Raw genomic sequence first — 17,043 nt, forward strand, 5'->3', positions numbered from 1 at the left:
CTATATTCTGAAATTTGATTTCAGAGTTTTTTTGTATATTTTTGCAATTTGATAAGGTTCTTTTGTTCTTCTTGTGTTAGCTTCTTTTTCCCTGAAATGTGATCAATTAACTTTTTTACTCCTACTCCTTCAGTTTCTTTTACGCTCCGTTCGCTCATATCTTTATCAAAGACAGAGCCATAAGTTAATCCTTCTTTTAAACCCTTCTTTAATCCGTTTGAAAAGCTACTTTTATCGACCAATTAAATTACCTCCATCTTTTATTTAAATTTTTTTCTTACTTAAACTTAACTCATAGCTATTAATTTAAACAGTGTCTTATGATACATTATATACCATAGTTGTAATATTAGTGAAAACAGGAGGGGAATATGGATAAGTTTACTAAGTATGCGGTAGAACTCGCTTGGATTATTTCAATCATAGCCACTATGATAAGTCTCTCATTTAGTTTAATTTTTAAATTCATCCCTTGTGATTTATGCTGGTACCAAAGAATCTTAATGTACCCATTAGTAGTAATATTAGCAGTTGGAATTTACACCAAGGATAAAAATGTTAAGTTTTATGTACTCCCATTATCAATTTTTGGCATCTTAGTGTCTGGGTATCATGTTTTAGTGCAAAATATTGACATCTTAGAAGACCACACCTTCTGCAATATAGGAGCTTCATGTTCTACGGATTACATAAATTTATTAGGGTTTATAACGATACCACTAATGGCTTTAGTGTCGTTCATTCTTATTACAGCCCTTGTATGGCTTGATATTCGAGCTGTTAATGTAGTTGAAGAAACTACTACTATGTGAGGGAAATAGCAACAGAATACCAATAAATCCGAACTGACCAGATCAACATTTTAATTTGAGAGAGAATCTCGTGTTCAGTTCGGACCTATTATCAATACATATATCTTTTAGACAGATACCCTCTAATCGATACTCATTTCCTGATTTTCTTCCACGTATTCTATCTTTCCAGCTCCAGCCAGATTCTTTGCTTCTTTGCTGCTCATCGTTGCGGTAAACGCCCCGATGCTTGAGAGGTGATTGACGTCTTCTCCCCCATTTTGGTCAATTATTTGAAAGATCTCGTCAGGATCTACCCCATCTTTATACCCAATAATATATTCCGTCCCTGTTTGTGTCAGATACACCCCTGCAAATCCAGCTACGATAATGCCTATGAGAACCGTAATTATTATCCCTTTTTTCCTCATACGTTCGTTCCTCCAATCAAAAAAAATATCTTGTAAACGTATCCAATGCCCCCACTAATGATAATAAAGACCCACGCCAAACGATGAGCAATATACGAATCATGTATTCTGATTGTCCTCGTCTTCTCCATCAAGCCGTATGACATGGATAGGATTTCGGCTGCCCTTGCGCTTCTCCAGTTTCCGTTGATAGGCAGCTGTCAGGTAGTATCTGATTGTGTCGGGCTTTACGTTTCGAAACGCCGCGCACTCGTTGACCGTACCGGAACATACGAATTCGTCCCCTTTATACACCGCAACTTCAATCATATTTCTCGCCATGATACTCATCATCCTTTCTATACACCATCGCCCTGTAACTCCATTTCGCACAGCTGCGCGTAGGACGCTTCGATCTCTTTCATCTCCTGCTTCGCTCGAAGGTAACGCCTCTCGGCGTAGTCCAGGTTTGCCCTCGCCTCTTCGACCTGCATCTTCGCCATCGCCTTCACCGTGACATAGCCCCTGTGCAAAAACGGGTCCGTCTTGTCGTCATACGTTTCATCCAACCGCCGCAGCTCGTTCTTCCGCATAAAACCCCACCACCTTCCAGATGTGATCCGGCTCGTACAGCATGCCGTAGACCGTTCGTAGCGCCGACTCGGACAAAAACACGTAGGCCCATTTCGCCTGGGCGCTCACTCGCTCCACCGGACGGGTCAGCTCGTCCATCTGCGGCATATCCGGGTCACTTGTGACCTGGAGGACATACTGCCGGATCGGAAACGGATTTTTGTGATAGATTTCTTCAAGTTCGGGTTCGGTAAGGGCCCAGCTCCCTTTTATGATGTTTTGAACGGTCTTCGGTCCGACCAAGCTCTCCCCGTTCTCTGCCGCGCGGTCTTTTAAAAACTGGACGCACAGATCGGCGAGCGGTTCGGGCATCCTCTTTTGGGCGAGGTAGGCCCGGATTTCCGGATACGTGATCGTACGTGATTTGCTTCGGAATCTTGCTATGAGTTCCTTCATTCTTATCGCTCCTTTTTCGCCTGGTTACGAATCTCCTATATATTCCCATTTTATCAGATTACTTGCATACACGCAAGTATAAGTTCAAGGTCTGTCACACTCAAAAACCGCAGATGTCCCTCTGTTCCTGGTTTTTTTGAGAAACCTTTATATGTGTAACACGCTTATGTATATATTATTTTTTTATAGTCTTTGATTAAGAAAAGAAGGAACAAAGGAACACGATTCTCTGAGCCCTTGATACATAAGGATTCAGCCATTCCTTTTTGGCGTGAAAAGTGAGGGACATCCAAGGGACATTTCGCGTGAAAAAGGAACAAATGGCCGCATCTGACCCTTTTTTGCGTGACTCCGGGCTGCCCCGACCGGGCCGATTTGCTGCTCATTTCTTCGAAATCCGGCCTGATTCGGCCCAAAAAAGGAACATTTCGGGGGTAAAAAGGAACATTTTGACCCCAAAAAGGAACAATGCAGGAACAAAAAAAAGAGTCCCGCAGATGGCATGCGAGACTCTTTATAGTTTAATGAGGGACATCATACAGCGGAGTGTCCGTTCCGTAATAGCGTTTCAGAAGCTCTTTTTCCTCGTCTGTGATAGACAAGAGCACGTCATCGTTTGGCGGCTGGTTGCCCGTGAAGGTCTGATACAATCGTCCAGCTGCTTTCAGCAGCTGTGACTTGGCAATCAGCGGTGGCTGATTGGCGTCGATGATCTCCAGACCAATCGCCTCACCCTTTTCTTCAAACAGGCAAAAGTATTCGTCCCTTGTGTACCGGAGGCGCTCGATGTCGGATTCATACAGATCGTTGTCCCCATATTTGCCCCTTCGGTGCATGCTCACTTCCGGTTCAACATCGAGGTAGAGCACCGCATCCGGCAGCCGCATGAATCGTGTGAGCTCCTGGAGCCAAGCGTCATCGTTGTCAAACGCGCCGTATGCCCATTCCGTATGGACGTAACGGTCGATCAAGAGGATGTCGACCCCTTGCCGTTCGTATTCCTGAATCTGAACCTGCGCACGCTGTTTGTCCGCCGCCTGCAGAAGTTCGAAGGTCTTTTCGTCGGCCAAAAACTCTCCTTTCAGCCACTTGTGAATCAAGACTCCGATCGGAGAGCGGTAATTAGGGAAACTCATCGTCTCGACCCGGAGCCCTTTCTCTTTGAAATACGCTCTGAGAACTTTCAGTGCCGTATGCTTGCCGGCCTTGTCCAATCCTTCGATTGCAACAATCTTCATGGCGCGTGCTGTTTTGTTGCGTTCAGTGTGCTTCCCTGGTCTGTCTATGCATGCTATCATTTTATCAAAACCCTCTCTGTTCAACGTTTTCATGATTTTATTATATTCCATTTTATGGATTTTTTCAATCGAGTCCGTGAAACAAATCCCGTTGCTCTTTTCATTCAGAAAAAAGACGGGCGTGAAAAAGTGGTGCGAACCCGCCGCACCGATTAAAAAAAGGAACATGAGAGAAATTGGAGGGAAAACATGAAACCAATCCGCCAAAACACCCAGGCAGACTGCACCGTAGAATTCCTAGTGATCGACCCGAAGACGAAAAAGCCCTCTTGGACGGTCTATGAAACCATGACCATCCAGGCGCCGACCGTTGAGCATCTCATGGAGCGCGCCCACATGTACATCGGCCGCCCCGAACGGCATGACAACGTCTCCGCAATCCGCCTCACCGGACGCATGGCGATCATGAAACAGAAAAAAGACGCGTTTTTCCAACATGAAGATTCGATCACACTCGACTTGCATATTTTACGAGAACGGTCGGTTCCCCTTTCTGTCGATGACAGACTGGCGAGCGGGCAATAACAAAGGAGGAGATTCATATGATTACGATTGAGCGCCGCATCTTGAAAGCGGCGTGTTCAGCAGCTGCATCCCTGCCTGATAGCCGGACCGAAAAAGACAGCCGGTATGCACTTGATACCGTAAACGCTGTGATGGCCGCTTTGATTCAGGCAGAGGAGCCCGTCAACAAAGCATGCCTGTTTCACGAACAGGCGCAGCGAAGTGCAAAAGCCTTGGCCGCCTTTATCGAGCACCGAGGCAAAGAGATGTGGCGCCCCGACTCGACGTTTGATTATGGACAAAAGACCGTTACCGCGATTAACGCCTAAATTCTAAAAACAAGGAGCGATACCCTATGAGCATTTTATTGACCGACCATCCGAACTTGAGCGCCAAACAGACGATGAAGCGCCTTCGCGCGTCAAACCTCCGCCTTCACGCTAAAAAGTCAGACGGCTGCTTCATCTGCCGCATCACCGATGCCACTGGAAATGTGGTTAGCGTCTCATCCCGCAGCACGCTTGAGAGTGCGATCACGATTGCCGTCGGGAACCTGCAGAAAGCCGTTTCTGTGTGACCAAAAATCAATATTTCACAAATCTAAAGGAGCGTGAACCCATGAATACAACCGTCGAACCAGCCGCTATTCCAGACAGCAGTCAAAAAGAGCAGCTGCTTTCAGACATCCTGCTTCTCGGCATGAAGGCGCATTATCAATCCAGCCGGTGCGTCATGATTGAATTTTATGGGCACACAAGCAATCTGTATGTCAGCATCCGAGAGAGCGAAACCGAATACAAAAAAGAGCTCGCCTCGACCGTTATCCGGTTCGAGCCGTATTCCTTTTTTGATGAAGAGGAGAAAGCGGAATTTGAAACAACGATCATTCAGACTTTGGAGACATTGAAGCGGTATCTGACGGATTTGCTTGAACACGACATCGTCCACACCAAAGGCTTTCTGGAGATCAGTACGCGTGCGAGCTGACGGGTGTGACTGGTACCGGTGCGGGAATCATGCACCGGTTTTTTATTACATAATATAGTTACAAAACATGTAATACACTATGTGAAACCTTTCCGTAAATGGTATTCCAGAATGTTTTCTATCAAGCAAAACCAGTCACAGTCACCCTATGACTGAAACTGAATACAAAATCCAATTACCTAAAGGAGCGAATGCAACATGATACAAATGACAGTCCAGTCAATTAAAGAACACGAAGCAGAATCCCTGAGCGCGATAGAATCCAGCACCCTGACCGACATCAAAGGCATCATCGGAGCGGTCTCTTTCACAAATAATGAAAAGATCCACCTGATCGAGAGTCGTCTGATTATCGAAAAGTCCGAGCGGAGCGAGCTTGCTGCAGAAATGAACGATTTGAGAAAGCTCGAAGCCATCATCCAGTCGACCGTCGGCCGCGAAAAACCCGGCGATAGTGACGCACCATACGGCCAGCTTACGATCTTTGATTTTCTTGGAACGGAGACGGAAGAAGACCCGTCTGAAAAAGACGTCCCGGAAGAAATCCAGGTTGCAGTCAAAGAATTCATGGGATTCCTCCAGGCGACGTTCGGAAAATAAAAAAAGATCCGCTCTTTGTTCAAAAGAGCGGACCCATTCTCACGGAAAAGATACGAGAAGACGACCAACCAGACCAACGGTTTGCCGTCTGGGGCGCATGCCCCAAACTCATATACAAACTGTACCTTGAGTATAGCACAGCGCATGGACAGGGTTCAAGCACGCGCTAGATACCTAAAAACAGAGCAAAAGACGCCCCGAATGAATCGGGGCCGGAGAAATGAGTGAGGAAGAGGCCAATGTGCCTCAGGTTCGATTCGGTTCCCTATCGAGACCGGTCGAATCTTAACCCTGCAAGTCGATGTGATGGTGGACGTTGAAATGTCCGTTCGTCATCGGGCTCACACACATTTCCGTGTTTTTTGATCCCATTTTTGTCTATGACAACAAAAAAGGGATAAACCGAAGGAGAACGGTTTTAAAACTCACCAGGGAATGCGCGCCGGCCTCGACAACCGGGCACCTTCCTGATAAAAAGGATCACGGTATTGGTCGGATGCCGGATTCTTTTTTAAAAAGAGACCAGAGAGTCATAAGGGAGCTGCGACTGCGCGGTTCCCTTATTTTTTTTGAATACGAAATAAAAATAAAAGGGTGAGAACAATGGACGAACGAGATCAGGACTTACTGAACGAGATTAGGCAGGCCCTATACATGCACGGCAAGCTCTCGCTTTTGTTTTACAACATGATGGATGAGTGGATCGTCCACAAATGGGGCGAGTTCTCAAGACTCGAAGCCATCCAGCAAGACCTGTTTGCGAAATACCAGAAGGCGGGACTCACCGAAGAAGCTAACTCCTTGACGCTGATGGAGCTTCCAAAAGACGAAACCCTTATTTTTCGGATCTTAACCTGCGGCCACCTCCCTGCTGTCTTGCGTGAAGTGGGATTGATTCAGGAAGACGCCCCGGTGTCTCGGGGCCCATCAATCAACTGACCACCTTAAAGGAGGAGATCCATCATGGCCAAAAGCAGCGCCCAGAAAACCCGCGCATGCTGCACGCAACGGGGCGAGGAACCCAGAAGCGAACCGAGTATACGCCCCGGGTTTCAGCACGCACGTCCGCAAGACTCCGACCCTGCATGAAAAACGCGCGAAACAGGAGCAGAAGCACCGGCAACGCGCGTATGTCTAAAAACCAATTCAGGAGGCGATCCGCATGAATCAGCTGCAGAAAATCTTACTTGAAGAACGCGACGAGATCATCGAGTGGTTCCAGGAGCAGGAAGACGAAAACATGCTCGGTTCGACAATCAGTGTCCGGTCTTTCCAATGGAAGACTCATACCGTTTCGTTTGAAGGTGACTTCCGTCATCGCATCAACGGGGAGAGTCCGATTTATCCGACACTTGACGAAGCGCTAGACGAGATCATCGTCCGCGTCTTGATGCAGTATAACCAAACACCATAAACCGGAGCGAAATTCGCTCCGGTTTTTTTATGTAGCGCACACGCCATGCTGTATGCAGTGTGACATCTCGTATGCGCGTATACACCCATCGCTTAGAGCAGCGTTTCTATACGATATGCGCATGGAATGCGGCATGTGATTTTAAATGGCATACGGTGCGTATGAAATGCGTACGACATGTACTTATTCATGATTACGTAATATGTAACAGTAAACATATTATACAACCAGGTGCGGTAAACCCGCACCGACGAATCGAGCAAAATCTTATTCACATAAGGAGCGATCCCCAATGAAACCCACTTCACCTAATCTGCCAGCCCGCGTGAACGACAGCGCATATTATCCATCCAAAGAGATGCTTTCGGAGATGATCCAAAACTTTCAGGCACCAATCACAAAGTGTGTGATCCGCCCCGGGTTTCTCGCCCGCACGGACCGGTTCGACGTAGACAAGGCGGTGCGTGATTTAGAGAAGCATCCAGAGCGAGCTGGCCTCCTCTCTCGCCTATTGAGTGTGAGCGATCTGTCTGCAAAAACCTATGAGCGATTCTCAAACAACCCGAACAGCCTGTACAACTGGTACCCGGCACTTGAGCTCGCATTGCTCAAAAGCAGTTCCGATCTAAAGACGCCAGATACGAAAGTGCTGCGCCTTCCGATCGAGCTTGCCCAGTTCATCCGCCTCGAATACCAGGAGACGTCTCAGACGGATAAAGACTTGTTCAACCAGTTCATCTTCGATCAGTTCGGACTGGAGGACGGCAAAACGTATTTTATCAAGACCGGCACGTTCTCAAGCAAGTTTCAGTTCGCAAACGCGAAGTGCAGCGAGCCGCGCGAGATGGGTGAATACTTTCAGGTCGTAAACAACTTCGCAATGGAAGTCGGCGCGGGTCACAGTGTGGACCTGGTCGTGCGGGAATACATCGAGGACTGTGAAGACAATCCGACGATCTATAACGGCATGCCGCTCCGCACCGAATTTCGCGCCTTTGTCGACTGCGACAAGAACGAACTGATCGGCATCGTCCCCTACTGGCACCCGATCGTAATGAAGCGTGCGCTCAAAAACGGACTCGCTGAGTCGATCCAGGCCGACTACCAGACCTATCTCGCCCACGAAGACAAACTGACCGAGGATTACAACGAGAACCTGAGCCGTGTGCGCCGCGAGATCACGGAGCTGTTGCCGGAGCTTGCACTGTCCGGGACTTATTCAATCGATGTCATGAAAAACGGCGAGGATCTCTATGTGATCGACATGGCGCTCATGAGCGAGTCGGCACTGGCCGATTTGCTGTGACAATATATGTAATAGGTTTGTATTACATGTTACGTAAACATATTTTGTAGATTATATACTCTTACTAGAAGCCATTCATGCTTGTGAATCCTTGAAGGGCTTCTTTTTTATATAACACTCTTTAAGATGCACAGGGGACTCAAAAAGGTAATTGGGAGGAATGAATTTGGAACACAAGTACCGGATTGTTTATGCAAATTTAAAGTTAGGAAAATTCTATGATATGCGTTGTATAGACAAGGTCTACAAGACAATAAAGAAGATGGAGAGCAAAGGGGAAGTGCAAATTTTTGTTGACGAAAGACAGTCTTTAGTAGATCCGTAGTACGAAGAAAATACGCATCTACCACTTTGAAATCTCATCATCTCCAATCCAAAGAATCCCGATATCCTACATAATCCTGTTACGTAAAATGTAACAGTCACAAATAATCATAATTCGATAGAATGCGAGGTTGAAGCGCTTTGAAACCATTAAAAAACATCGAGGAAACCGGATTGCTCAAACAAAATGAAAACAAAATCAGTCTGAGTGAGTTTTTGAAAAGACACGAGCCAGATGTTGCTGAAGTTATGCAAGAACTAGAGCGTGAAGAAGAATACGGTGAATAAAAAAGTGCTTTGGATTTCTTATGCTTTATTTTACTGTTACATCTTACGTAACACAGTTACCTAACCATCTTATCTTTCATTATTAAGGAGCGAATATAATGAACACACAAAGTGAAAAGTTTTACGATGTTATCATGACCGTAGAAGTCAGACGCACTGTTCTCGCAACGTCTGAATCCGAGGCGCGCGATAAAGCAGACACGTCTGACATGATTCATGAAATTAAAAATTACCGGTTGGACGAAACCATCACCGTCGAGGAAATCAAAGACCGGTTTCCGACTGAGTATGACCGGATCGATGACATCGGGGCGCAGATTGTCGCGGACAGCTATGCTCCGATGCATGTTTTAAAAGCGAAGTACGGGGAGATCCGGAACTTGAACCAGGCGCTCGCGAAAGCCGGAAAGCCCGAGTATGAACCGCACATACTGAACCGTATGACTGACGACTTTCTAACGCGGCTCAAATGATAGCTTTCATCTTACTGTTACGTATTATGTAATACTCATATGAAAGCCTCATTCTATTCATGAACAGGAGGACAAATCCATGAATCTTAAACAGCAAATTGAACAGGTACGAGCGGAGCACGATGCGCTTAACATCAAGCTGCAGCAGCTGCTTGACTCGTGCGAGCACGAAACCGTCGTGAAGTTATCCTGCGATTCTGCGCAGTGTGACATCTGTCAAGAAAATCTCGGCTGGTATTGCCCCGATCCGCGCAATCCCGTCCGTACCTGCGAGTATGACTGGGATGAGAACGGCGAAGACTGCATTTATTGCGGGGCACCAGAAGAACGAAAATGACTTTCGTCAGAGGCTTTAAAATAAACCCGGGGTCGGCATACGCGTCCAAAAAAAGGAGGCATTTTCTTGGAACTTTTACACCTGGTGATTCCTATCGCTAAATATTTTGCAGCGCTACTGGTTATGATTGTTGTGCTGTGTGTTTTGGCTTGCATCTTTTATAGTGAATAAATCAATGATCGGTGGATGATTAAAAACAGCGGCAAAAGCCGCTCGGTGAAAACGCTGAAGAGTGTTATGTATTATGTAATACTTAATGTATTTCATTAATCTATTATTAATTATACAGGAGTGATTCGTATGTATTTTGTTATGAGTGACATCCACGGCTGCCACGCCGAGATGATGGCTGCCACGCCGAGATGATGGCTGCCCTTAGATTTTGGGATCCGAGCAAGCAGACATTAATCGTTATGGGAGATCTGATCGATCGCGGACCGGATTCGCTAAGCGTTATCCAAACGCTCGCTGACTTACAATCGCGACACCCAGACAAGGTCGTTGTGCTAAAAGGCAATCACGATGAGTCCTTCACAGAGTGGTTGCTGAACACCCCGGAAGAAGACCTCGGGTTTTACTACATGCTGACGCATGATGCAACAGTGCGATCATTTTATGGGAGTGACCCCGAGAACGCTCAGAAGTTCAAACGTGATTCACGCAAACAGCGCGGTATGCACATCCGCTACCTGTACAGAAAAGAGTTGCACTTTTTGGCGCGTCTTCCCATGCTTTATGAGACCGACCACTGCATCTTCGTTCACGCAGGTATCAATTTGACCATCCCTGACTTTAGGGATGATGAAAGAAGCATGAACGAGATCAGGAATCCGTTCATCTATTCGAAAAAGAAAGCGCCAAAGCGAGTCTTTTTCGGCCACACGCCAACCGGACTTATACGGGACAATCAAGAGGACTGCTCAATCTGGATCAATGATGACGGCGACAAGGTTGGCGTAGACGGAGCTGTCGCATTTGGCGGCCAGCTGAACGCTTTGCTTGTCAATCATCAAGGCAACATCGTTCAGAGAGTCATCATTCCTGCAGCAGCAAGCGTAACGACTTGATAGTCGCCCTCTAACCCGGACAGGAAATCCCTGTCCGGGATTTTTTTTTTGAATGAAAAGGCGGTTGCGGACCGCAACCCGGTCAAATACGCGAAAACGATAAACCCTAAAAGGAGCGATTCTAATGGCATTCACATATGACGGCTTAATCAGTGAAATCAAACAGGAAACGAACGGACTCATGGGGATCCATGTTCCGATGAAAGCGATGCATTACTGGGACTTTGTTGAAAACGCCGGACTGAATCCAGATACCTACTATTCGCTTGATGCCTACATCAATCAAGCATCCTACCAGGAAAAACGCGACACGTTCGAGTCACTTGGCTTCAAGGTGCTCTACCTGACGCTCTCAGCGGTCAAAGTCATTCATTATATCGAAGGTCGCGCAGATGGCGCTCCGAACGACCCGTCAATCGAAGAGGCGTTCCTGGACAACAAGCGCAACGTCTTTATTTTAGACATTGAGACGGGAATGAAAAGCCTGTATTTTTGTGATCGAGTACCAGAGCGAGGACGCCCTGGCTAAATACACCGTCGACCAGGAGAAGCTCGCAAGAGAGCTGGAGCAAAAAGAACAGGTGCGCGCACTTTTTGGCCGTACAAAGAAGAAAGAGACAAGCGACTCATCAATTTTTTAGTAATCAACTGAAACTAAGGAGCGATTCCATTATGAATGCAGCGATCAAACATATGACTCAAACTCAGGAAACGAAAATCAAGAACCTCGACGAAAACGAGCAGCGAAGGTATAAAGCGGGCCTGCTCCTCTTTGCTTCTTTCATCCGCGAGGACTTTCTCGATCTTCCGATTCTCCCAGATAACAAGTACGGCACAAGGGACTTTTTTACACACTTCCGTTTCTTCATGATGGTACCTTGTATCAGAACGGCCGCACTCAAATGCTGCTTGTCGTCTATCAAACTCAATGCACATCAGAGTGTCCGCTGCGCATTGAGTTTGAAGTGACAGACGCCGAAAAGAGAGAATACAAGATTCACCTATTCGATCAATCAGGCGTGCGAACTACCAAACATCTCCTCGTAGAAAGAGTGCAAGGGGAACATTACATTAACAGCAAAAACTATTTGTCTATGACGCTTTCTGAACTCGTCGCTCATTTCACATCATGCAGCGCCTAACCGGACAGGGAATCCCTGTCCGGTTTTTATCTTGTCTATCAAAGTTCGCAACAGGGATGCGCAAGCGGCCTACCAGTAAGCGTTGCGAAGAAAAAGGAGAGGATGATAATGATGGTCACAAGCAAATGGGTCAATCAACATCTGAACGCGGATCAAATCCAGTGGAGATCCGTCAAAGGGGAATTCGCTGAGCTTATTCAGGCTATCCAAACGCAAAACAAACAGGAAATCCAAGAAGAAATTGCGGATGTCCTTTATTTCACGTACTGCTTTTTACAGGGGAAGTTCGGCATCAACCTGCCCATGCTCGGCGCGATGCCCACAGTGAAAAAAATCATCGGCAGGCTTGATGTCTGGAAAGAAATTTTCGCCGAACGCGGGCTGAACTTTGAGGTGCGGTATTTAGTCGGCGGCAGCAATTATCATAAAAAATCGAAAGTAAATAAGGCCATTGGGATGACCAACCGTAACACATAATGCCAGACAAGGTTGCTCACCGCAACCCAGTCAAAACTGTGAAGACGATACCGACTAAAAAAGGAGCGATTTCTTTGAAGAATCTCATGGGAACCGTGATTTCCGAAGCCCTTAATCCCAACGAACAGACCCTCATTCTGACGAACCTTCAATCACACAAAACGAACGAATTCCGCGTCGAGCGCGGAACAGTCATCATTGCCGGAGAGAGAGAAATACCGACCTTCGCCCTGCTGTCTGCCTCGAATGCAAACGAGCTCAAAGATGCGTGGCTGCAAAAAGAGGGTACCTCCTTCCTTCTTTCACAGAAAGAACTCCAAAAAGCCGAACAGCTGAACCTTACAGATTCCCTTGCATAATCCCATAGAAAACCGACAGTCTATCCTGACTGTCGGTTTTTTTTTTGAAAGAGTGTATAAGATTCATAGAGTTGGGCATCCTATTAACAAGAAAAAAATGATAAGGGGTGTGACACCATTGGCTTCGAAAGAGATAATAGACAAGAGTGTGCTCAAAGCGTTCGGGAATCTAGCAAAGCAATCCAAGACGATTGTGAAAGTGAAAAGAAAATAACGAAAAACGTATGAAATTCCGTTACCTTGCCCATACTATTAACGAACGAGTCAATCGTTCCGCATAGTCCTTCTTTAAAGAGAGATCCATGATGAAACCACTCTTCCCGGTAGGCGGATAGGTGGTTCTTTTTTACATGAGCATTACATATTACGTAATACAGTTACGTATCTTTTATACGTTTGTGTGAAGAGAAAATAGAGCGACACATCCGATTATCGAACGTGCCGTTCTCCCATATACGCCTGAATCATCCGAACCAATGGCGGCATCTCATCTTCCAGATCGCTGAATCCTCTTTTGAGAGCGTGGTTTTTCACAGCTTTAATCATGGCGAAACCAATCTCTTCAGGAAGCTCTATCGCAGCGTGATGGTGGCCCACATCATCCAGGTTGCCATCCTCATTTATGACTTGTTGAGGCGATCGCTGCTCGCCTACTGCGACCTTCGTGAAATCACTCAACCCAATCAAGAACTGACTATTCATCCCGTTGACCGGATTCAGATAGTACATCATGTGAGGAACTTTTTTATACAAACGAGCGAAAAATCGACGCACTTTCGGAATTTCATACAACTCATCTGTGACATCGTCATAACCCTGGATAAACAACATGAGTGTGCCAAAACCTCTCCATGAATGGTCAGTTTCATCCGCCATTTTAATAGCTTCCAATACGCGATCAAATTGAAGATTGATAATTTCCTGTTTACCCAGCTGGATCATCTGAATTTTTCTCCCGGCAGGGTCTACAAATAACCCTCTTGAAAATTCCACTTCATTCCCCTCCTATTTAGCGCTGCGCATCTTCCATTTCGTCAAGTAACGCTTCAATCGCTTTGTTGAGAAACATAGTCTTGAACCCTCGCTTGCCATTAGCCAGGTTGTCGAGACGTTTCTGGAGGTCTGTTCGAAACAGGAATGTCGCCCGTGTATGAGTTTCTTCGACAGTTTTCTTTTTACTCTTCGCGTCATACATGTTCATCAAGCTCTCCGTGACTTCCCTGATTGTCCGCACAGGCGCTTCATGCTGCGGTGTTTCTTTTATGTATGCCGGTTTCTGTCTCTCATTCTTTGTTTCGGAAGGTGTAACAGCCGCTGTATTACGTTCTTGTGTTACATCTTTTGTAAGAGTTTCTGTATTACTATTACCTGTTCCATTCCCATGAATCGTTTCTTGTGCGGCAGATGCCTCCTGTGACCCTGCGAGCAGATCTTCATCATTCTTTGTTTCAGAAGGTGTAACAGTCGATGTATTACGTTCTTGTGTTACATCTTTTGTAATGGTTTCTGTGTTACTGTTACCTGTTTCATTTTCCTGCGCTGCTTTTTCAAACGCACCAGAAAGTGATCTTTTTTTTCTCGCCATAGTTCATCTATCCTTTCATTGCTGTTTTTGATCGTTCGATTTCCATGAATTCTTTTGCTAAGTCGTCGTATGAACTGACCAGTTTGTTTTTTGCATCGGATGAGAGGATTGCCGGGACGCTGCTGTAGGCAACGGATTTCGCAAACGCAATGGTTTTTGGAATAATCGTGTCAAACATATGAAATCCTGATTGGCTGCAGTATCTTCTGGCTTCCTGGAGTAGTTCCGAATGCAGGGACGTGGCCGACTCGACTTTCATTCCAATAACGCCTGCAACGTTTAGTTTTGGATTGTAATTGTTTTTGAAATCCTCGATTGCCTTCACAACCCTGATTAACCCTTTTACATCAAACATTTCAGGTACAAAGGGGATAATGACGTGATCGGCATAGGTCAAACAGTTCCCTGCCACAAATCCTAATGACGGAGGCGTATCGATAAAGATATAATCATAATCATCTTCAATACCTGCCATCCCGTCTTTTAATAAATAATAAGGGCGGGTGTATTTATCCAGGTGGGGGAGAACATCAAACTCCAAAAAATTCATGTCTCCGTTTGAAGGGAGCAAATCGATATTCTTCTTCATCTTACAGATTGCATCTTTTGGAGGGCAACCGTGAAGCATGACATCATAAATGGTGTTCTCGTAATCATCTGGTTCTTTTCCAAACGCGATGCTGCTGTTACCTTGCGCATCTGTATCGATAATGAGCACGCGTTTTTTATATTTCTTAGCAAGTATGGACGCCAGGTTCGTTACAAGCGACGTCTTACCCACACCGCCTTTATTCATGCTGATCGAATAAATTTTAGCCACACACATCACCCTTCTATATGAAGATAATTTCATTCTATAAGTGGAAGTACATTCCGTCAACGGAGAACTTAATCATATTATGTAAGATGTAATACTTTTATGTAACAGTTTCTTACAATTGTCGACAGTTTCCGGGGAAGGCCACATGGGTTTCTGATTCATAGGGGATTGAGTCAGCAGGATGTTTCGAGGTAATATCCGAATCGATATTCAAGGTTGAGGATCAGGGAAAGGGAACGCTCTTTTCCCTTTATCTGACCGCAGACCTCCAGCAACGAACGCTAGTGAGGCGGTAGGGTTTTGCTTTGAAATCGGGGACGTGCTGTTTACATCAAGTGCGGCACACAAGATATAAGAGGGGAGCTCCGAGTTATTCACTTGTGGATAACTATTATTCGTCCTTTTGCAGCAAGGTAGCTGTTGTGGATAACTATTATTAAAAGCGACCCCGTCACAGAACGCTTTTTTTGAAATGCGACCCTGCGGTAGAACGGTTCATTTTCGATGCGACCCCATACGAGAACGCTTTTTATTTGAATGCGACCCTACAAGAGAACGGTTTTTAATGCATGATTTTGCCCCTATTGGCGAAAAAGCGACCCCGCACCAGAACGCTTTTTGCAAAATGCGACCCCATGAGAGAACGCTTTTTATTTTTTATTGAAATCTATCATGAAAAAAGACCCTCTTAGAAGGGCCTTTTCAATTTATCTTATTAATTATCGTGCTGTTGGAACAGTGTACGAATGTGTTTTGTATAGTCGTCGGTCCCATCATGATCCAAACGGAACATAAGATCCGGATGGATTAGATAACGGGTTTTCCCTTTGTTCTTGAGAACCATGACCGCTCCTGCTTTTTGCAGAATATCCATGTATTTATCGATTGTTGTTCTGTTTGCTTTCTGATAGCCGAGAATGCGTCCGATTCTTGCTTTAGAAAGGTGTTTGAGAGCCCTAGGATTGCGTTCTAATGCCTCTTGAACCTTTTCACCTTCATGTGTGATCTGCTCATCCGGATTCGAAACCAAGTAATAAGCTTCAAAATGGAAATAAGGAATCACGCAGTGTAGCAGGCCTATGACGTTATGAATGCTCGTTTTCGTTTTTCGGTGGCGGTTTTTAAGCTCGTTGATCTTTTCTACTTCCTCAATAACGTCCCGCAGCTTGTTCTGAAAGAGTTTTACGAACTTTTCTCTTGGTTTCGTGACTTTCCCCTTCTGAAAATAGAGCTCATTTAGCACATAATTTGAAATACGACCATCCTGCTGATTGCGAATTTTTTCGACTAAACCGATCCTAGCAAACTTGCTCAATCGATCTTTCGCACGGTTGACAGGAATCCCCCATATTTCCGCAATTGTTTTGTTGTTTAGCGGCTCGCCTTCTTTCATCAATGGTTCCCCATTGAATCCAGCATAAATCACTAGCATCATGAAGTATCGTCGGTCTGCGACAGTTAATTCCGACCCCTCAAGCGAACGGATTGGTTCATTCTTTCCCATCACAAATGGTCCGCGCGGGTCCCGTAAGCGCTGTTGTTCCCGTTTCATTTTCTCTATGTAGGCTCGCTTTTGGTCTTTGGACATCAGCTCGTACTTCTCTGGGTCCTCGATGATCAACCGGCGGCGAAGGCCACCACCATCACTGTCAATCACTAATTCCAGCTGGTATTCTCTTTTACCTTCCATCTTATGGTAATCTCCCTTTCTCCTTTGACAGAAAAGGGTTGGCCATATTATAATGACATTGTTGAATAATCGAATTAATTGGTCTTTATATGGCCGACCATTGAACTTCTTGTTGCTGCCCAACAAGAGGTTTTTTTTTCGT

27 protein-coding genes are annotated in these 17,043 nt (G+C 45.7%); 17 read left to right on the forward strand and 10 right to left on the reverse strand.

Annotation, left to right across the window (positions count from 1 at the left end):
• Positions 1-20: 20 nt before the first annotated feature.
• Complete coding sequence (locus RKD52_RS21490; protein WP_454101429.1) at positions 21-242, reverse strand: hypothetical protein; 222 nt, start codon at positions 240-242, stop codon at positions 21-23.
• A gap of 129 nt (positions 243-371) precedes the next feature.
• On the opposite strand from RKD52_RS21490, the gene RKD52_RS21495 reads away from it, so the two are divergent.
• Complete coding sequence (locus RKD52_RS21495; protein ID WP_454101430.1) at positions 372-812, forward strand: disulfide oxidoreductase; 441 nt, start codon at positions 372-374, stop codon at positions 810-812.
• Positions 813-934: 122 nt separating this feature from the next.
• Here the strand turns inward: RKD52_RS21495 and RKD52_RS21500 are convergent, their stop codons facing one another.
• From RKD52_RS21500 to tmk, 5 genes are all read right to left on the reverse strand, one after another.
• Complete coding sequence (locus tag RKD52_RS21500) at positions 935-1,222, reverse strand: hypothetical protein (protein ID WP_454101431.1); 288 nt, start codon at positions 1,220-1,222, stop codon at positions 935-937.
• Between the two features lie 99 nt (positions 1,223-1,321).
• Positions 1,322-1,543: a hypothetical protein gene (locus tag RKD52_RS21505; protein ID WP_454101432.1), complete on the reverse strand. Its 222-nt coding sequence runs from the start codon at positions 1,541-1,543 to the stop codon at positions 1,322-1,324.
• A 17-nt stretch (positions 1,544-1,560) separates the two neighbouring features.
• Positions 1,561-1,794, reverse strand: a complete 234-nt coding sequence (locus tag RKD52_RS21510; RefSeq protein WP_454101433.1) for a hypothetical protein — start codon at positions 1,792-1,794, stop codon at positions 1,561-1,563.
• The gene (locus tag RKD52_RS21515; RefSeq protein WP_454101434.1) at positions 1,763-2,230 is read right to left on the reverse strand and encodes a hypothetical protein; all 468 of its coding nucleotides are present in this window, start codon (positions 2,228-2,230) and stop codon (positions 1,763-1,765) included. Before RKD52_RS21515 ends, RKD52_RS21510 begins: the two co-directional genes overlap by 32 nt.
• Before the next feature lie 521 nt (positions 2,231-2,751).
• Entirely contained in the window at positions 2,752-3,528 is a 777-nt protein-coding gene (gene tmk, locus RKD52_RS21520; RefSeq protein WP_454101435.1) for a dTMP kinase, read from the reverse strand.
• Positions 3,529-3,717: 189 nt separating this feature from the next.
• On the opposite strand from tmk, the gene RKD52_RS21525 reads away from it, so the two are divergent.
• From RKD52_RS21525 to RKD52_RS21600, 16 genes are all read left to right on the forward strand, one after another.
• Positions 3,718-4,053 (forward strand): hypothetical protein, encoded by a 336-nt coding sequence (locus RKD52_RS21525; RefSeq protein WP_454101436.1) that lies wholly within the window; start codon positions 3,718-3,720, stop codon positions 4,051-4,053.
• A 17-nt stretch (positions 4,054-4,070) separates the two neighbouring features.
• Complete coding sequence (locus RKD52_RS21530) at positions 4,071-4,361, forward strand: hypothetical protein (RefSeq protein ID WP_454101437.1); 291 nt, start codon at positions 4,071-4,073, stop codon at positions 4,359-4,361.
• 26 nt (positions 4,362-4,387) lie between these two features.
• On the forward strand, positions 4,388-4,609 hold the full coding sequence (locus RKD52_RS21535; protein WP_454101438.1) for a hypothetical protein: 222 nt from the start codon (positions 4,388-4,390) through the stop codon (positions 4,607-4,609).
• Positions 4,610-4,650: 41 nt separating this feature from the next.
• A complete protein-coding gene (locus RKD52_RS21540; protein WP_454101439.1) occupies positions 4,651-5,019 on the forward strand; it encodes a hypothetical protein in 369 nt (122 codons plus the stop codon).
• Between the two features lie 198 nt (positions 5,020-5,217).
• Positions 5,218-5,619 carry a hypothetical protein gene (locus tag RKD52_RS21545; protein WP_454101440.1) on the forward strand — a complete coding sequence of 134 codons (402 nt, stop codon included), beginning with the start codon at positions 5,218-5,220 and terminating at the stop codon, positions 5,617-5,619.
• A 603-nt stretch (positions 5,620-6,222) separates the two neighbouring features.
• Positions 6,223-6,558, forward strand: a complete 336-nt coding sequence (locus RKD52_RS21550; RefSeq protein WP_454101441.1) for a hypothetical protein — start codon at positions 6,223-6,225, stop codon at positions 6,556-6,558.
• Between the two features lie 223 nt (positions 6,559-6,781).
• On the forward strand, positions 6,782-7,033 hold the full coding sequence (locus tag RKD52_RS21555; RefSeq protein WP_454101442.1) for a hypothetical protein: 252 nt from the start codon (positions 6,782-6,784) through the stop codon (positions 7,031-7,033).
• Positions 7,034-7,325: 292 nt separating this feature from the next.
• Positions 7,326-8,339, forward strand: coding sequence for a hypothetical protein (locus RKD52_RS21560; RefSeq protein ID WP_454101443.1), 1,014 nt, complete (start codon positions 7,326-7,328; stop codon positions 8,337-8,339).
• 465 nt (positions 8,340-8,804) lie between these two features.
• Positions 8,805-8,951, forward strand: a complete 147-nt coding sequence (locus RKD52_RS21565) for a hypothetical protein (RefSeq protein WP_454101444.1) — start codon at positions 8,805-8,807, stop codon at positions 8,949-8,951.
• A gap of 98 nt (positions 8,952-9,049) precedes the next feature.
• Positions 9,050-9,424, forward strand: coding sequence for a hypothetical protein (locus RKD52_RS21570; protein WP_454101445.1), 375 nt, complete (start codon positions 9,050-9,052; stop codon positions 9,422-9,424).
• A 79-nt stretch (positions 9,425-9,503) separates the two neighbouring features.
• The gene (locus tag RKD52_RS21575) at positions 9,504-9,761 is read left to right on the forward strand and encodes a hypothetical protein (protein WP_454101446.1); all 258 of its coding nucleotides are present in this window, start codon (positions 9,504-9,506) and stop codon (positions 9,759-9,761) included.
• A 329-nt stretch (positions 9,762-10,090) separates the two neighbouring features.
• Complete coding sequence (locus tag RKD52_RS21580) at positions 10,091-10,828, forward strand: metallophosphoesterase (RefSeq protein WP_454101588.1); 738 nt, start codon at positions 10,091-10,093, stop codon at positions 10,826-10,828.
• 124 nt (positions 10,829-10,952) lie between these two features.
• On the forward strand, positions 10,953-11,357 hold the full coding sequence (locus RKD52_RS21585) for a hypothetical protein (RefSeq protein ID WP_454101447.1): 405 nt from the start codon (positions 10,953-10,955) through the stop codon (positions 11,355-11,357).
• 143 nt (positions 11,358-11,500) lie between these two features.
• The gene (locus tag RKD52_RS21590) at positions 11,501-11,797 is read left to right on the forward strand and encodes a hypothetical protein (RefSeq protein WP_454101448.1); all 297 of its coding nucleotides are present in this window, start codon (positions 11,501-11,503) and stop codon (positions 11,795-11,797) included.
• A gap of 281 nt (positions 11,798-12,078) precedes the next feature.
• Positions 12,079-12,447, forward strand: a complete 369-nt coding sequence (locus RKD52_RS21595; protein ID WP_454101449.1) for a pyrophosphohydrolase domain-containing protein — start codon at positions 12,079-12,081, stop codon at positions 12,445-12,447.
• Positions 12,448-12,521: 74 nt separating this feature from the next.
• On the forward strand, positions 12,522-12,806 hold the full coding sequence (locus tag RKD52_RS21600) for a hypothetical protein (protein WP_454101450.1): 285 nt from the start codon (positions 12,522-12,524) through the stop codon (positions 12,804-12,806).
• A 429-nt stretch (positions 12,807-13,235) separates the two neighbouring features.
• Here RKD52_RS21600 and RKD52_RS21605 read toward each other — a convergent pair whose 3' ends face one another.
• The 4 genes from RKD52_RS21605 to RKD52_RS21620 form a co-directional block, all read right to left on the reverse strand.
• The gene (locus tag RKD52_RS21605; protein WP_454101451.1) at positions 13,236-13,799 is read right to left on the reverse strand and encodes a hypothetical protein; all 564 of its coding nucleotides are present in this window, start codon (positions 13,797-13,799) and stop codon (positions 13,236-13,238) included.
• A gap of 16 nt (positions 13,800-13,815) precedes the next feature.
• Positions 13,816-14,391: a hypothetical protein gene (locus RKD52_RS21610; protein WP_454101452.1), complete on the reverse strand. Its 576-nt coding sequence runs from the start codon at positions 14,389-14,391 to the stop codon at positions 13,816-13,818.
• Positions 14,392-14,398: 7 nt separating this feature from the next.
• Complete coding sequence (locus tag RKD52_RS21615) at positions 14,399-15,211, reverse strand: ParA family protein (protein WP_454101453.1); 813 nt, start codon at positions 15,209-15,211, stop codon at positions 14,399-14,401.
• Between the two features lie 715 nt (positions 15,212-15,926).
• Positions 15,927-16,901, reverse strand: a complete 975-nt coding sequence (locus RKD52_RS21620; RefSeq protein ID WP_454101454.1) for a hypothetical protein — start codon at positions 16,899-16,901, stop codon at positions 15,927-15,929.
• Positions 16,902-17,043: the final 142 nt, after the last annotated feature.

Source organism: Metabacillus sp. SLBN-84, from assembly GCF_053629595.1.

Coding starts and splice junctions, on each gene's coding strand:
- RKD52_RS21495 (WP_454101430.1), top strand. CDS start 372: ATGGATAAGTTTACTAAGTATGCGGTAGAACTCGCTTGGATTATTTCA.
- RKD52_RS21500 (WP_454101431.1), bottom strand. CDS start 1,222: ATGAGGAAAAAAGGGATAATAATTACGGTTCTCATAGGCATTATCGTA.
- RKD52_RS21505 (WP_454101432.1), bottom strand. CDS start 1,543: ATGGCGAGAAATATGATTGAAGTTGCGGTGTATAAAGGGGACGAATTC.
- RKD52_RS21510 (WP_454101433.1), bottom strand. CDS start 1,794: ATGCGGAAGAACGAGCTGCGGCGGTTGGATGAAACGTATGACGACAAG.
- RKD52_RS21515 (WP_454101434.1), bottom strand. CDS start 2,230: ATGAAGGAACTCATAGCAAGATTCCGAAGCAAATCACGTACGATCACG.
- tmk (WP_454101435.1), bottom strand. CDS start 3,528: ATGATAGCATGCATAGACAGACCAGGGAAGCACACTGAACGCAACAAA.
- RKD52_RS21525 (WP_454101436.1), top strand. CDS start 3,718: ATGAAACCAATCCGCCAAAACACCCAGGCAGACTGCACCGTAGAATTC.
- RKD52_RS21530 (WP_454101437.1), top strand. CDS start 4,071: ATGATTACGATTGAGCGCCGCATCTTGAAAGCGGCGTGTTCAGCAGCT.
- RKD52_RS21535 (WP_454101438.1), top strand. CDS start 4,388: ATGAGCATTTTATTGACCGACCATCCGAACTTGAGCGCCAAACAGACG.
- RKD52_RS21540 (WP_454101439.1), top strand. CDS start 4,651: ATGAATACAACCGTCGAACCAGCCGCTATTCCAGACAGCAGTCAAAAA.
- RKD52_RS21545 (WP_454101440.1), top strand. CDS start 5,218: ATGATACAAATGACAGTCCAGTCAATTAAAGAACACGAAGCAGAATCC.
- RKD52_RS21550 (WP_454101441.1), top strand. CDS start 6,223: ATGGACGAACGAGATCAGGACTTACTGAACGAGATTAGGCAGGCCCTA.
- RKD52_RS21555 (WP_454101442.1), top strand. CDS start 6,782: ATGAATCAGCTGCAGAAAATCTTACTTGAAGAACGCGACGAGATCATC.
- RKD52_RS21560 (WP_454101443.1), top strand. CDS start 7,326: ATGAAACCCACTTCACCTAATCTGCCAGCCCGCGTGAACGACAGCGCA.
- RKD52_RS21570 (WP_454101445.1), top strand. CDS start 9,050: ATGAACACACAAAGTGAAAAGTTTTACGATGTTATCATGACCGTAGAA.
- RKD52_RS21575 (WP_454101446.1), top strand. CDS start 9,504: ATGAATCTTAAACAGCAAATTGAACAGGTACGAGCGGAGCACGATGCG.
- RKD52_RS21585 (WP_454101447.1), top strand. CDS start 10,953: ATGGCATTCACATATGACGGCTTAATCAGTGAAATCAAACAGGAAACG.
- RKD52_RS21590 (WP_454101448.1), top strand. CDS start 11,501: ATGAATGCAGCGATCAAACATATGACTCAAACTCAGGAAACGAAAATC.
- RKD52_RS21595 (WP_454101449.1), top strand. CDS start 12,079: ATGATGGTCACAAGCAAATGGGTCAATCAACATCTGAACGCGGATCAA.
- RKD52_RS21610 (WP_454101452.1), bottom strand. CDS start 14,391: ATGGCGAGAAAAAAAAGATCACTTTCTGGTGCGTTTGAAAAAGCAGCG.
- RKD52_RS21620 (WP_454101454.1), bottom strand. CDS start 16,901: ATGGAAGGTAAAAGAGAATACCAGCTGGAATTAGTGATTGACAGTGAT.